The 14628-nt window shown below is 42.7% G+C and carries 13 protein-coding genes, 1 other RNA gene and 1 other annotated feature (1 of these 15 cut by a window edge); of the genes, 12 read left to right on the top strand and 2 right to left on the bottom strand.

Annotated features, from left to right (window positions below; translation table 11 throughout):
* Window positions 1–85 (top strand) — a binding site (T-box leader); it begins 132 nt to the left of the window's first position.
* 68 nt (window positions 86–153) lie between these two features.
* The 3 genes from hisS to ssrS all read left to right on the top strand — a co-directional run bounded on the left by hisS (window position 154) and on the right by ssrS (window position 3475).
* The gene (gene hisS / locus LC036_RS13115; protein WP_226583295.1) at window positions 154–1434 is read left to right on the top strand and encodes a histidine--tRNA ligase; all 1281 of its coding nucleotides are present in this window, start codon (window positions 154–156) and stop codon (window positions 1432–1434) included.
* Between the two features lies 1 nt (window position 1435).
* Window positions 1436–3217 carry an aspartate--tRNA ligase gene (gene aspS / locus LC036_RS13110; protein ID WP_226583292.1) on the top strand — a complete coding sequence of 594 codons (1782 nt, stop codon included), beginning with the start codon at window positions 1436–1438 and terminating at the stop codon, window positions 3215–3217.
* 65 nt (window positions 3218–3282) lie between these two features.
* A non-coding RNA gene (gene ssrS, locus LC036_RS13105) (6S RNA) lies at window positions 3283–3475 on the top strand.
* A gap of 74 nt (window positions 3476–3549) precedes the next feature.
* On the opposite strand, the gene LC036_RS13100 is transcribed toward ssrS, so the two are convergent.
* Both LC036_RS13100 and LC036_RS13095 read right to left on the bottom strand, forming a co-directional pair.
* Window positions 3550–4206 (bottom strand): RsfA family transcriptional regulator, encoded by a 657-nt coding sequence (locus tag LC036_RS13100; RefSeq protein ID WP_226583288.1) that lies wholly within the window; start codon window positions 4204–4206, stop codon window positions 3550–3552.
* Window positions 4207–4289: 83 nt separating this feature from the next.
* Window positions 4290–5567, bottom strand: a complete 1278-nt coding sequence (locus LC036_RS13095; RefSeq protein ID WP_226583285.1) for a replication-associated recombination protein A — start codon at window positions 5565–5567, stop codon at window positions 4290–4292.
* 119 nt (window positions 5568–5686) lie between these two features.
* On the opposite strand from LC036_RS13095, the gene LC036_RS13090 reads away from it, so the two are divergent.
* From LC036_RS13090 to LC036_RS13050, 9 genes are all read left to right on the top strand, one after another.
* The gene (locus LC036_RS13090) at window positions 5687–6370 is read left to right on the top strand and encodes a YczE/YyaS/YitT family protein (RefSeq protein WP_226583284.1); all 684 of its coding nucleotides are present in this window, start codon (window positions 5687–5689) and stop codon (window positions 6368–6370) included.
* Window positions 6324–6743 carry a cysteine metabolism transcriptional regulator CymR gene (gene cymR / locus LC036_RS13085; RefSeq protein WP_027955302.1) on the top strand — a complete coding sequence of 140 codons (420 nt, stop codon included), beginning with the start codon at window positions 6324–6326 and terminating at the stop codon, window positions 6741–6743. The genes LC036_RS13090 and cymR overlap by 47 nt, the downstream gene beginning before the upstream one ends.
* Before the next feature lie 16 nt (window positions 6744–6759).
* Window positions 6760–7899 (top strand): cysteine desulfurase family protein, encoded by a 1140-nt coding sequence (locus LC036_RS13080; RefSeq protein ID WP_226583282.1) that lies wholly within the window; start codon window positions 6760–6762, stop codon window positions 7897–7899.
* Between the two features lie 18 nt (window positions 7900–7917).
* Window positions 7918–9030, top strand: coding sequence for a tRNA 2-thiouridine(34) synthase MnmA (gene mnmA / locus LC036_RS13075; RefSeq protein ID WP_226583280.1), 1113 nt, complete (start codon window positions 7918–7920; stop codon window positions 9028–9030).
* A gap of 219 nt (window positions 9031–9249) precedes the next feature.
* Window positions 9250–9909: a tetratricopeptide repeat protein gene (locus LC036_RS13070; RefSeq protein WP_226583278.1), complete on the top strand. Its 660-nt coding sequence runs from the start codon at window positions 9250–9252 to the stop codon at window positions 9907–9909.
* 20 nt (window positions 9910–9929) lie between these two features.
* Entirely contained in the window at window positions 9930–12257 is a 2328-nt protein-coding gene (locus LC036_RS13065; RefSeq protein ID WP_226583276.1) for an ATP-dependent RecD-like DNA helicase, read from the top strand.
* 11 nt (window positions 12258–12268) lie between these two features.
* Window positions 12269–13081, top strand: coding sequence for a TIM barrel protein (locus LC036_RS13060; protein ID WP_226583274.1), 813 nt, complete (start codon window positions 12269–12271; stop codon window positions 13079–13081).
* Between the two features lie 55 nt (window positions 13082–13136).
* Window positions 13137–13313 (top strand): hypothetical protein, encoded by a 177-nt coding sequence (locus LC036_RS13055; protein ID WP_226583272.1) that lies wholly within the window; start codon window positions 13137–13139, stop codon window positions 13311–13313.
* Between the two features lie 6 nt (window positions 13314–13319).
* Window positions 13320–14387 carry an AI-2E family transporter gene (locus LC036_RS13050; protein ID WP_226583267.1) on the top strand — a complete coding sequence of 356 codons (1068 nt, stop codon included), beginning with the start codon at window positions 13320–13322 and terminating at the stop codon, window positions 14385–14387.
* The last annotated feature ends 241 nt before the right edge of the window (window positions 14388–14628 follow it).

Raw genomic sequence — 14628 nt, 5'->3', positions numbered from 1 at the left:
GAGACGTACGCAGGCGTTAACTGTTTTGAGTGGGAGTGTGAACTCCAATCAGGGTGGCAACGCGGGTGTAGATCCCGTCCCTTTTCTGTAACAGGAAAAGGGACGGGATTTTTTTGTGGGAAATAATGGTTTGAGTGGATAGGAGGAATTTTGATGAATATTAATGCTCCAAGAGGTACACAGGACATCCTTCCTGGTGTTTCTGAAAAGTGGCAGTACGTAGAACAACAATTAGCGGACTTATGTCGACGTTATCATTATAAAGAAATACGCACACCTATTTTTGAACATACAGAGCTCTTCCAGCGCGGGGTTGGAGACAGCACAGATATTGTGCAAAAAGAGATGTACACGTTTGAGGACCGTGGCGGACGAAGCATAACCTTAAGACCAGAAGGAACGGCATCTGTTGTTCGGGCTTTCGTTCAGAATAAAGTATATGGCTTACCGAATCAGCCGACGAAATATTTTTATACAGGGCCGATGTTCCGGTATGAGCGGCCACAGCAGGGGAGGATGCGCCAGTTTGTGCAGTTTGGCATTGAAGCCCTTGGAAGTGACGACCCAGCCATTGATGCAGAAGTACTTTCTTTAGCTTTAAATTCTTATAAAGAACTGGGACTGAAGTCCTTGAAGCTTGTGCTGAACAGTCTTGGAGATCAAGAAAGCCGTGAAGCGCATAGAGATGCTCTTATTCGTCACTTTGATCCTCACCGTGAAGAATTATGTGCGGACTGCCAGGTAAGACTGGATCAGAATCCTCTGCGTGTTCTTGATTGTAAGAAGGATCGCGGGCACCCGGCTATGGAAAACGCACCATCTATTCTTGAGTATCTAAATGATTATTCAAGGGATTACTTTGAAAAGGTTAAACAATATTTAGATGTTATGGACATTGAGTATGTTGTTGATCCCAATTTAGTAAGAGGACTTGATTACTATACACATACTGCTTTTGAAATTATGAGTGAAGCTGAAGGGTTCGGGGCTATAACAACGCTGAGCGGAGGAGGCCGATATACAGGCCTTGTAAAAGAGGTAGGCGGACCTGAAACGTCCGGAATCGGTTTTGCCATGAGTATTGAACGTTTGTTAATGGCCCTTGAAGCTGAAGGTGTTGAGCTGCCAATAGATGAAGGGCTGGAGTGTTTTGTAGTTGCATTGGGTGAAGATGCAGATAAAGCAGCTGTGAAGCTGACAAATCAGTTAAGAGCTGCAGGCGTGCAGGTGGACAAAGATTACCTTGGCAAGAAGATGAAAGGCCAGTTTAAGTCGGCGGACCGTCTCAATAGTAAGTATGTGCTCGTCTTAGGAGAACAAGAGTTAGAAAATGGTGTGATTAACGTTAAAGATATGGCAACAGGGGAACAAAAAGAGATTTCTTTGGAAACGATTATTGATTATATGAAAGAACAAGTGTCTGGAGGCGAATAAGATGGAACGAATAAAATGTGGATCCTTACGTAAGGAACATTTAGAGCAGGAAGTTACACTAAAAGGATGGGTGCAAAAACGACGTGATCTCGGAGGATTGATTTTCATCGATTTAAGAGACCGCTCTGGTTTGGTTCAGGTTGTATTCAATCCTGAAACTTCAGGATCAGCTCTAGAAACAGCGGAGAATGTGCGTAGTGAATATGTGTTGGAGGTCAAAGGGCATGTGGTAGCCCGTGATCCTCAAACTGTCAATCCGAATTTAGGTACAGGGGAAGTAGAAGTAGCTGCTCATGACTTGAAAATCCTAAATAAAGCAAAGACCCCACCCTTTATGATTGAAGAGCAATCTGAAGTTTCAGAGGATCTTCGTTTGAAATATCGTTATATAGATTTAAGGCGTAAAGAAATGCAGGAGACTTTCAAAATGCGTCATCAGACGACTCAAGCCATCCGCAATTTCCTAAACGAGGAAGAGTTTCTTGATATGGAAACACCGATGCTTACAAAGAGTACACCAGAAGGAGCGCGGGATTATTTAGTTCCAAGCCGTGTGCATGAAGGCGAATTTTATGCACTTCCTCAATCACCTCAGCTCTTCAAACAGCTGCTGATGATGTCAGGGTTCGAGAAGTATTATCAAATTGCCCGCTGTTTCCGTGATGAAGACCTGCGTGCGGACCGTCAGCCGGAATTCACTCAAGTAGATGTTGAAACTTCTTTCATGTCAAAAGATGAAATTATGGCAATGACTGAGAGAATGATGAAGCGGGTAATGAAAGAAGTAAAAGGGATGGAGATTGATACACCTTTCCCACGCATGTCTTATAAGGAAGCAATGGAAAGATTCGGTTCTGACAAACCGGATACTCGATTCGGTCTTGAACTTGTGAACATCTCAGATGAGGTTAAGGACTCAGGGTTTAAAGTATTCAGCGGTGCCGTTTCTTCAGGCGGCCAGGTAAGTGCCATCAACGTCGAAGGAAAAGCAGACGCTTTTTCCCGTAAAGACATTGATAAAATGACCGAAGACGTTAAGATTTATGGAGCCAAAGGTCTTGCGTGGTTAAAGGTGAAAGAAGGCGAATTGAACGGTCCGATTGCTAAATTCTTCTCTGAAGAGGAAGCGGTCCAGCTTAAGGAAAAGCTCTCAGCTAAAGAAGGAGACTTGCTGCTCTTCGTTGCTGACCAAACATCCGTTGTTCAAGACAGCTTAGGTTCTCTTCGACAGAAGTTAGCGCGCCAATTGAACCTGATTGATGAATCCAAGTACAACTTCCTTTGGGTGACGGACTGGCCTCTATTTGAATATGATGAAGAAGAAGGGCGCTACTATGCAGCTCACCATCCATTTACCATGCCTGCTGGCGGGAATATGGAAGAACTTAAGAATAATCCAAAAGATGTGCAGGCTGAAGCTTATGACATCGTGTTAAATGGATATGAGCTTGGTGGAGGTTCCTTGCGTATCTTTGAAAAAGAGATGCAGAACGAAATGTTTGAAGTGCTGGGATTCAGCCAGGAAGAAGCAGAAGAACAGTTTGGTTTCTTACTCGAAGCTTTGGAATATGGAACGCCGCCACATGGGGGAATCGCGTTTGGTTTAGACCGTTTGGTTATGCTTTTAGCCGGGCGCACAAACTTACGTGATACGATTTTATTTCCTAAGACAGCATCAGCCGCAGACCCAATGACTGACGCCCCTGGTTCTGTCAGTGAGGCCCAGTTGGATGAACTTCACCTACAGTTAAAGTTATCTGAGAAACCTAATTCAGATCAGTAAATATTGATCTTTCTTCTTGATAACATTGTGCTGATATGCTAAGATGAATTTACAAATTAAAGAGACCAATCCTGATGTGTACGTTGTTCGAATGTACGTTTTGACCGAACATTTTTGAAACGGGAGCCTGGTGTTTTCATACGGAATGCATGCCTCTTAACCATCACTGATGGGAGGACGCAAGAAGTGTGAAACAGGGCACCCACCTGCCTGGAGCGGGTTCAAAACTCATGATACGACGGCACAATTGGGATTGGTTTTTTATACTTACATAGTTAAACAAAAAGAGGAGCCTCGAGTGAGGCTCCTCTTTTTGTTATTCTACTGAAAATTTAACGGGCAACATTTTCCAGGTTTCCGTTCTTTTCCATCCGGAACTGAGGTTTGTAGGAATCCTGATCTTCAAACATCACCATTTTTCTTGCGCGGTCCATAATTTGAATTAAAGCTTGATAATCTTCCGTCATCGAAATTAATTGACGGCTCAGCTGCTGGTTTTCTTCCATTAGATTCTGGTTTTGTTCTTCCAATTCTGTCACACGGTACTGCAAAGATCCTTGTGAAGCAGTTTCCTGCTGAAGGCTGCTCAAGAATTGGATTACATCAGACAGTTGTAACTCTGTTTCTTCTTTGGAAGATGGTGAAGAGTGAACATCAACGGCGACCGGTTCAGGAAGCAGGAAGTCCTCCTCTGTTTCTTCTTTATATAAGACAGGTGAGCTTGTTGAGGTAAAGGTTTGTGTCTGTTTTGCTTCTTTTCTCTTTTTCTCTTTTCTCTGTTTCTTAGCTAGTTCAACCGCCTGTTCATATTTTTGTCGAACTTCCGCATTCCAACGGAATCCGCATGCAGCCGATGTACGGTTCAGAAGATCGCCCACTTCATCGAAGGCTTTCAACTGTGTACTTCCATCCCTGATATGGCGCAGAACCGTTTCTGCTAATAAAAGATCATCTTCATGAGACCATGCATCCTGTCGTACTTTAGGCATATTCACCACTCCTAATTTTTATCCATAAGATAATAGTTTGTCAGATTTAGTAGTAGTGTAGCCAACAAAGGATGGAAATATACTCAAGTAGATTTTTGTTTTTTTATTTTGCTATAAACTTGTTCAAGAGCCTGTTCAAACTTGCCGGTTCTTTTTGGTTCATAATAATTTCGGGTTTGGAGCGTGTCAGGCAGGTACTGCTGGTCCACCCAGCCGCTTTCGTAGTTGTGAGGATACTTATAACCAATGCCCCGTCCCAACGATTCGGCTCCCTTATAATGAGCATCCTTTAAGTGCGCGGGGACTTCACCACTCTTCCCATTTCGAATATCAGAAAGGGCTGCATCAAGAGCTTTATAGGCACTATTAGACTTAGGGGAAAGAGCAAGTTCAGCAACCGTAACGGCAAGAGGGATACGAGCTTCAGGGAAGCCGATTCTTTCCGCAGCTTCAACAGCAGCCAGAGCTCTTGGTCCAGCTTGTGGATTTGCCAGCCCAATATCTTCATAGGCAATCACTACTAATCTTCTAGCAATGCTGTCAAGATCCCCAGCTTCAATCAGTCTTCCTAAATAATGAAGAGAAGCGTTGACGTCACTCCCTCTAATGGATTTTTGAAATGCAGAAAGAACGTCATAATGAGCATCGCCACCTTTATCATGGGAAAAACTCTTCTTCTGCATACACTCCTCAGCCACTTCTAATGTGATGTGGATGACTCCCTCACTGTTTTCAGGAGTTGAAAAAGCGGCTAATTCCAATCCGTTCAGCGCTGCTCTTAAGTCTCCATTTGCTGATTGAGCAAAATGCTCAAGAGCATCATCCTCGATTTGAATATTTAAATGACCAAGACCTTTGTTTTCATCTTGAATGGCGCGGTGAATGGCTTCTTTTATATCATCAGATGAAAGCCGGTGCAGCTCGAATAGATGGCAGCGGCTGCGAATAGCCGGGTTAATGGAATGGTAAGGGTTGCTTGTTGTACATCCGATCAGCGTCAACCGATTACTTTCTAAGTGGGGGAGGAGGAAGTCCTGTTTGGCTTTGTCCAAGCGGTGAACTTCATCTAAAATCAGGACCAGCTGTCCGTGCATTTTTGCTTCTTCAACAGCAATTTCCATATCTTTTTTCTTATCTGTTACAGCATTTAATGTCTTATGTGGAATTTGAAGACTTTTAGCTAATGCCGTGGCCATGGAAGTTTTTCCTGTTCCAGGAGGGCCGAATAGAATCATCGAGGCTAAGCGGTTCGCTTTAATCATACGATGGATGGTCTTACCTTCAGCGACAAGGTGAGATTGACCAATGATTTCTTCAATATTAGATGGACGCATACGAAATGCGAGAGGTTGCTGGCTCATAAATTCATTCTCCTTATACAGGTTATAAATGTAAGCGTAGAATGATTTTTATGAAAATGCAAGAGACTTGCCATTCATGCTATAATAGCGTTTGGTATAATAAAGAGAGGAGGATGGCGATGCATTCCAATCAAAAGAAAAAGCAGGAGAATCTTCTCCGCTGGGGCTTTTTCTGTATCGGTTTAGTCATCCTTGGACTTGGAATAGCGATGACCATGCAGGTGAAGGATTTTGGAATTGGTCCATGGGACGTCTTTCACTACGGGTTATTTCTGCAGTTAGGGCTGACGGTAGGTACCTGGTCCATTATTGCAGGTTTTGTAATTGTTTTTTTCAGTTCCGTTGTACAGAAGAGATGGCCTCAAATTGGAACAATTTTAAATATGGTCTTTATCGGTGTGTTCATTGACTTCTTTAATTGGCTTTTACCAGCACCGCAGACATTATTCATGCAGCTGCTTATATTTATATCCGGTACGTTTGTTATTGCTCTTGGTATTGGCATTTATGTAGCTCCTGAAATCGGAGCAGGTCCGAGAGACAGCTTAATGCTCTTAATAACCAAATCGACCGGCTGGAAAGTATCAACAGTAAGAAATGGGATAGAGATTACCGTGGCTGTTCTTGGGTTCGCTCTTGGAGGACCTGTCGGCGTTGGGACAGTATTTATCGCGTTATTTTTAGGAACATTTGTGGGACATACTCTTCCCTATGCTAAAGAATGGTTACAGTTTTTAATAATGAAGGGTGAAATGTATGAAGATATCTACGAAAGGCCGTTACGGACTAACCATAATGATTGAGTTGGCAAGAAAATTCGGGGATGGCCCTATTTCTTTGAAACAGATTGCACGGGATAATGATCTTTCCGAGCACTATCTTGAGCAGCTGATTGCACCGTTAAGAAATGCCAGCCTTGTGAAAAGTGTCCGCGGAGCCTATGGTGGTTATATGTTAACTAAAGCGCCTCATGAGATTACAGCAGGCGACGTAATCCGGGTTTTAGAAGGCCCTATTACACCTGTTGAAGGAATTGAGAATGAGGAACCAGCCAAACAGGCTTTGTGGAAGCGGGTGCGCGATGCTGTAAAGGATGTATTGGATACTACGACCTTGGAAGACTTGAAGGATCATGTGGATGATCAAACCCAGGATGCTTATATGTTTTATATATAATGTTGGAGGGATATAGATGAAATCAATTTATATGGACCACGCTGCTACGACACCTGTCCACCCGGATGTCGTTGATGCTATGGTGCCCGTCTACAAAGAGACCTTCGGTAATCCTTCCAGTGTTCATCAATTTGGCCGGAAAGCAAGAAGGTACCTTGATCAGGCACGTCGGAAAGTCGCCGAAAGCCTGAAGGCCAATGAAAAGGAAATTGTATTTACCAGCGGTGGGACCGAAGCGGATAACCTTGCGGTTATTGGTACAGCACGGGCAAATGCCGGGAAGGGTAAGCATATTATTACCACCTCTATAGAACATCATGCTACATTACATGCAGTCGAATATTTAGAATCCCAGGGGTTTGAGGTGACTTATCTTCCTGTTAATGAGGAAGGTCTGGTTGCAATTGAGGATGTGAAAGCCGCCCTGCGTGAAGATACCATTCTAGTTTCTATAATGATGGTAAATAATGAAACGGGATCCATTCAGCCAATTTCTCAAGTTGGAGAATTACTGCGTGATCATCAGGCTTATTTTCATTCAGATATTGTTCAGGCCTATGGTCTGATGAGTCTGGATGTGACAACCCTGCCTGTAGATCTTTTGGCGGTTTCCGGACATAAAATCAATGGGCCTAAAGGAATCGGCTTTTTGTATATCCGGGAAGGTGTACAAATAGAGTCCCTTCAATATGGAGGCGAACAAGAAAGAAAGCGCCGGGCTGGAACAGAGAATACACCGGCAGTAAAAGGCCTGCAGACAGCTGTTGAAATTATGGAAGCTGAACGTATGACGTATAAAGAAAAATATCTTCATTATAAGCAGCTGTTTATAAGAACCTTAGAAGAAAAGGAAGTAACTTTCGAAGTAAACGGTTCGGAAGAATTCACAGTGGAGTCGATTGTAAACATTAGTTTTCCGGATATGAATGTGGAAACATTGTTAACCAATTTCGATTTATCCGGGATTGCTGCATCAAGTGGAAGTGCCTGCACAGCTGGTTCCATTGAACCTTCCCACGTGTTGACAGCTATGTTTGGTCCTGGTCATCCTAAGACTACGAATTCAATCCGTTTCAGTTTTGGTTTAGCGAATAATGAAGAAGATATAATAGAAGCAGCAACTCGGGTCAGTCAGATCATCAAGCGTTTGACTTGATAAAGGAAGGTGAAAAAAATGAAAGATCCAAAAGACACACGTGTAGTCGTTGGAATGAGCGGGGGAGTCGATTCTTCTGTTGCTGCTCTTATGCTTAAAGAGCAGGGCTATGATGTAGTCGGTATCTTTATGAAAAACTGGGATGACACAGATGAAAATGGTGTCTGTACAGCAACAGAGGATTACGAAGATGTCATTCGTGTCTGTAATCAACTGGATATCCCCTATTATGCAGTTAATTTTGAAAAACAGTATTGGGATAAGGTATTCACATACTTCCTTGATGAATATAAAAAAGGAAGAACGCCAAATCCTGATGTCATGTGTAACAAAGAGATCAAGTTTAAAGCATTCATGGATCATGCCATGTCTCTTGGTGCAGATTATCTAGCTACCGGTCACTATGCACAGGTACGGGAAAATGATGGCGTCTATGAAATGCTTCGTGGAGTTGACCATAATAAAGACCAGACGTATTTTCTTAACCAATTGTCTCAAGATGTTCTTGCTAAGGTTATGTTCCCCCTTGGTCATCTTGAGAAGAAAGAAGTACGTGCTATCGCCGAAAAGCATGATCTTGCGACAGCGAAGAAAAAGGATTCTACAGGAATCTGTTTTATCGGGGAGCGTAACTTTAAAGAGTTCTTGAGTGAATATCTTCCAGCTCAGCCCGGAAATATGGAGACTTTGGACGGAGAAGTCAAAGGCAGGCATGATGGACTAATGTATTATACACTTGGTCAGCGTCAGGGTCTTGGTATTGGTGGAGCAGGCGATCCATGGTTCGTCGTAGGGAAGAATGTAGAAGACAATGTACTTTATGTCGGCCAGGGTTTTCATCATGATGCTCTATATTCTGATGGTTTAATTGCATCAGAAGCGAACTGGACGAAAGCTGAAACTCCAACTGAACCTTTTGAGTGCACGGCTAAATTCCGTTATCGCCAGGAAGACAGTGGAGTCACTGTTTATCCATTGGAAAACGGACGCTGGAAAGTGATGTTTCATGAACCGGAACGTGCCATTACCCCCGGGCAGGCCGTTGTATTTTATAACGGAGAGGTATGCTTGGGCGGAGCGACAATTGATGTCGTTTTAAAAGAGGATGCAGCCGTCAATTACGTCGGGTGATGTTCAAAAAAAGTCATGGCCATTCCTGATGGCGTGACTTTTTTTATGGTTTTCACCTGATCTTTTTATTGAGACGCTCTGTTGTAGCTTAGTGCTGTTATTTTAGGTTTGTACAGGAAAAGGGAAGGGTTATTGAAGACCTGGGCTGGGTTCGAGAGAGTGTTTTCCGAAGGTAGATTGGCTGACTATCATTATATTAAATCAGAAAGGGGATTGAATATGGATAAATTAAAAAAAGGAATTGAAGAAATGCAGAATTACAATTATGAGGAGGCGGCGAAGCTCTTTACCGAAGCGATTGATGAAAACCCGAAAGAACCTGTAGGGTATATTAACTTCGGTAACTTACTTACACACATGAACGATTATGAAAGAGCGATCCGCTTTTTTAACCGTGCCATCGAACTTGATGATACAGCGGCAACGGCCTATTATGGTTTAGGGAATGTCTATTATGAGCAGGAAAAGTACACAAAAGCTCAAGAGACATTTATTCTTGCTATACAAAACGGCTTGGATGAAGCGGATGTTCACTTTATGTTAGGGATGACTTTCATCCATCAGGAATACGTGAAACTCGCCCTTCCTTATCTTCTAAGAGCAGCAGAACTAGCTCCAAACGATGTGGATATCCAGTTTCAATATGGTTTGTGCCTCGCTCAAAATGGTGAGATTGATCAAGCTGAACAGGTGATGAACCATGTGCTACAATTAGAAGAACAACACAGCGATGCGTACTACAACTTAGGTGTGGTGGCACTACATCAGGAGAATGCAAAGAAGGCGTTGGAACAGTTTAGAAAAGCATTGGCATGCAATCCTGATCATATGCTGGCTGCCCACGCGAAAGCACAAGTTGAACAAGCTTTAAATGAGTAGAATGAAGGAGAACGGTGGACATGACTCAACAATCGCTCTTTAATGAAACAACCGAGCAGCGACCTTATGTCAAAGGAGAACTTAGTCGGACGATCTTTCACAACGAGTCCGAGCATTTTTCAATTGCCTCAATTAATGTTAAAGAGACAAATGAACAATTTAATGAGAAAACTCTTGTAATTAAGGGGCATTTTTCCCCGTTGGAAGAAGGGGAAACCTATATCTTTTATGGGGAGTTTAAAGAGCATAAAAAGTTTGGACTGCAGTATGAAGTAGAGATGTACAACCGGGTTCTGCCTGAGACGAAAGACGGTTTAATTCTCTATTTGTCCAGTGATCTCTTTCATGGCATCGGAAAAAAGACAGCGGAAAGAATTGTGGATGTCCTCGGTGAACAGACGATCTCCCGGATATTAGAAAATCGCGATGTACTGGATGATGTTCCCAGGCTCCCTAAAGAAAAAGCAGATCAACTATATGAGTCATTAAAAGAGCACCAGGGTTTTGAGCATGTCATGATCCACCTCTCCCAATATGGCTTTGGTTTAAAAATTGCTCAGAAAATCTATGAAGCGTTTAAAGACCAAACCATGGCGATCATTGAAGAAGATCCTTATCAACTGGTATTTCATGTGGATGGCTTTGGCTTTCACCGGGCAGACGAAATGGCAAGAATGCAGAACTTACCTCATGACCACCCTACAAGAATTCGCGCCGCCTGTTTATATATCATGCAAAAAAGCATGAGTGCAGGACATGTTTACCTGCCGACAGAAGAATGCCTCCTTCAAGTGGAGCAGTTATTAAATCAAGGGACTGACCCTGCCATTAATTTTGAGCAGCTTTCCCAGCAGATCATTCATCTAGGGGAAGAGAAATTTGTTTACATTGAGGAAGACAGAGTGTACCTTCCCTCTTTGTATTTTGCAGAAAACGGATTTTGTAACCATGTCGACCGACTTCAGGAGGAAGAGGTGGAAGTGACACACACACAGGCGGATTTAATGAAGGTGATTGGTGATTTAGAGGAAGAAGAGTCCATGAGCTATGGAGAAGATCAATTCAATGCGATTGAAAAGGCGTTAAACTCTAAACTGATGATTTTAACAGGAGGACCTGGAACAGGAAAAACAACGGTTATTAAAGGAATTATTCATACATATGCTCATCTGAATGAAGAGTCTGTAGATCCAGAGGAGTACGATGGGGAAAAACCTTTCCCGTTTATATTGGCGGCTCCTACAGGAAGAGCAGCCAAGCGGATGACAGAATCGACAGGTCTTCCAGCGAGTACGATACACCGTCTCCTTGGATGGGACGGGCATGATTCCTTTGAGCGGAATCAAAACAATCCGCTTGAAGGGAAATTGTTAATCGTTGATGAGTTTTCTATGGTGGATATTTGGCTGGCTAATCAGTTGTTTCGCGCGATTCCCACGGATATGCAGGTCCTTCTTGTGGGAGACGAAGATCAGCTCCCATCTGTAGGACCCGGGCAGGTATTAGCAGATATGCTGGCATCAGAACAGCTTCCATCAACTAAATTAGTAGAAGTTTACCGTCAAAAAGAAGGATCGAAAATCATTCAGCTCGCTCATGAAATAAAAAACGACGCATGTACGGTAAAATCTTTAGGGAAAGACCATGATTTTAATTTCCTGCCAGCTAGAGAGCACCAACTTGCTGATCTTGTGACGAATATCGTTAAAAAAGCATTAGATAAAGGTATCGACCCTAAAGACCTTCAAGTACTCGCTCCGATGTACCGGACGGATGTGGGGATTCATAAATTGAATCAGACAATACAGGAGTCGGTCAATCCAAAGCACAAACAGAAGAGAGATCTACAATACTATGATGTCACATATAGAAAAGGTGACAAAGTCATTCAACTGGTGAATCAGCCGGAAGATGGGGTTTATAACGGCGATATTGGACAGATTGTTGCGATCTTTCGTGCAGAGGAAAATGTGGATGGGGTAGAGCAGGTTGTCATTGATTTCGATGGGAAAGAAGTGGTTTATCCCAAAAAAGAACTGAATAATATTATGCATGCCTACTGTACATCCATTCACAAATCGCAAGGAAGCGAATTTTCAATTGTTATTTTACCTGTAGTGAGGAGCTACCGGCGGATGTTGAGGAAAAACCTTCTTTATACAGCGATTACAAGGTCCAAACAATCCTTAATTATTTGTGGGGATAAAGAAGCTTTTCTTGATGGAGTTGGAATGACAGATACCAATACACGTTATACAAGATTGAAAGAAAAGCTGCAGGAAGAATCAACACCGGAAGTGCAGGAGGAAGAAGAGGAAGAACAGCTTTCACCATATGACTTTATGTAGGGGGGAGGAAGATGACTCATACTCTGGGGATGTCAGGCAGTACAATTTTGTCCAATCCTTCTCAATTTGAAGAATTGTTTGAGAGTGGACTTCCTCATATTGAGATTGGAGAATTTACAGATAGGGAAGCTTTTCAGACGTTTATGAAAATGAGAGACATGCATAACGCAAGTTTTGGTATCCATGCTCCCCTGATCAGGGGTAACAGTAAGTATGATTTGATTGAGGAGGTTTCCATGCCTCCTGAGAAAGCAAGGGTTTTATTTGAAGAGGAAGTAGCAGAGGCAGCTCAGTATGGTGCCTCGTATGTGCTTGTTCATTTTCCATACTTTCATGGAAAAGCCAGGGAGACCAATAGAATGATTGAGGAAGGTCTTCAATTTTTACATAGACTGAAGAAAACCTATGAAATACCCATTGTGTGTGAACCCAAACTGGGTAAAAACCAATCTCCTCTTGGTATTCAATATTTATATGACTTTCCACCTTCCTTGTGGGAGTCCTATGGGGTAGATCTATGTATTGATATCGGAGACTACATAATGGCAGCAGGAGACCAGTGGAGAACGTTTGTTGAACCATTGCTTCCAATGACGAAAGTGGTGCACATGCACAATGTTCAATACAGACATGATGGATATATATGGGTGCCGATCCATCCCTCTCGTGAGCTATGGGACAGCGCCTATGACATGAGACCTTTCCTGGAACTCCTGGCCTCTGGAAGAGATAAATATTTTCTCTTTGAACATACCCCCCATTCGTCACCGAGTAACGAACAAGTACGAGAGGGAATAAAGTGGGTGAACGAAATCGTCCGCTAACGTATGAATCTATTTCTCTTGGACATACTGATTGGTAAAAAAGGAGTATGTCCTTATGAGATGTCCAAATTGTAAGAATAAAAATCTTGGAAAAATAGGAAATGAACAGTACTATTGCTGGAATTGCTGCTTGGAGCTGGCAGTGGAAGATGGAAAGATTAATATTAATCAAATTGAAGAAGACGGAAGTCTCAGTTCTTTAAACGATATTTTCTACCAGCAGGGGTCCTAGGCTTTCATGAATGACCGTTCTTCCAAATGGCTGCGGAGATTTACCATCTTCTTCATCACCTTGTTATCTCTCTTACTGCTTGCCTGGCTTTTTCCATATTATGATCATGTTTTGGTTATGATCGGAAAAGTTTTGCTGCCTTTTCTCCTTGCGCTGGTTCTTTCTTTATTGCTGCATCCTCTCGTTCGAATGTTAGAGAAAGCAGGTTTTACCAGGACCATCGCCATTTTAATAATTTTCATCATATTTTTTTCATTGCTTACCCTGGGTCTCTATAAAGGCATTCCCCGTCTGCTTGATCAGTTAAAGTTGATGAATGAGCACCTGCCTATCTTGGTTGAGTCTTATCAAGGCTGGACAAAGCAGCTCTACGCCCAGACAGAAAGGCTGCCTGATGGACTTCATCAGAAACTGGATGATGGTTTTTCAGATTTCGAAGACTGGATCAGCAGTAAAGTTATGGTTGTGTTTACTGGGTTGAGCGGTCTATTTAATTTTTTGTTATTTATTGCTGTCATTCCTGTGATGACTTTTTACTTCCTCAAAGATTACAAGGGAATAGGGGAGTCCGCCCTGCGCTTAATGCCTGTGTCATGGCATCATGAAGCCAAGCGTCTGGCGAAAGAATTAAATCACTCCCTGGGAGGTTATATCCGAGGACAGTTACTGATAAGTTTCTTTGTAGGCGTTATTGCCACGATTTCTTTCTGGGTTATTGACCTTCCTTATCCACTAGTACTAGGGTTAATCGCTGGGTTGACGAACATCATCCCTTACTTTGGACCCCTGCTGGGAGCGGGGCCTGCTGTAGTTATTGCATTGACGGTTTCTATTAACACGCTAATTTTCACACTAGTTGTAATCATCATTATCCAGGTAATTGAGGGGAACTTATTATCTCCATTTATTATGGGAAAAAGCATTCACATCCACCCTTTGTTTATTATTTTCGCTCTGCTCCTAGGGGGAGAACTCGCCGGCATTCCAGGTTTGATTTTGGCTGTTCCAGTTCTTACATGTATCAAAGTAATTGTAGAAGAAATTCGTACAGGAAGACTGAACATTGACAGATGATGGTCAGTTCACTATAATTACGCTTAGCATAGACTATTTGAACGAAGAAAACGATGAAGGAAACGAGTAAACAACCCCCCATACTCAGAGAGGTACGTTCCTGGCTGTAAAACGTACTGTATGGAGTTGTTGAACGCTGCTCCTGAGTGCGGTTAACACCCGCCGTTGTTATGCCACGTTACAGGCATCCAAGCTGATAGGTCATCGAACCTATAATCAGGGTGGTACCGCGGAATCAAAC

This window comes from Halobacillus litoralis (genome assembly GCF_020524025.1).
Taxonomy (GTDB): Bacteria; Bacillota; Bacilli; order Bacillales; family Halobacillaceae; genus Halobacillus; species Halobacillus litoralis_D.
This window is presented reverse-complemented; position numbering and strand designations above follow the sequence as displayed.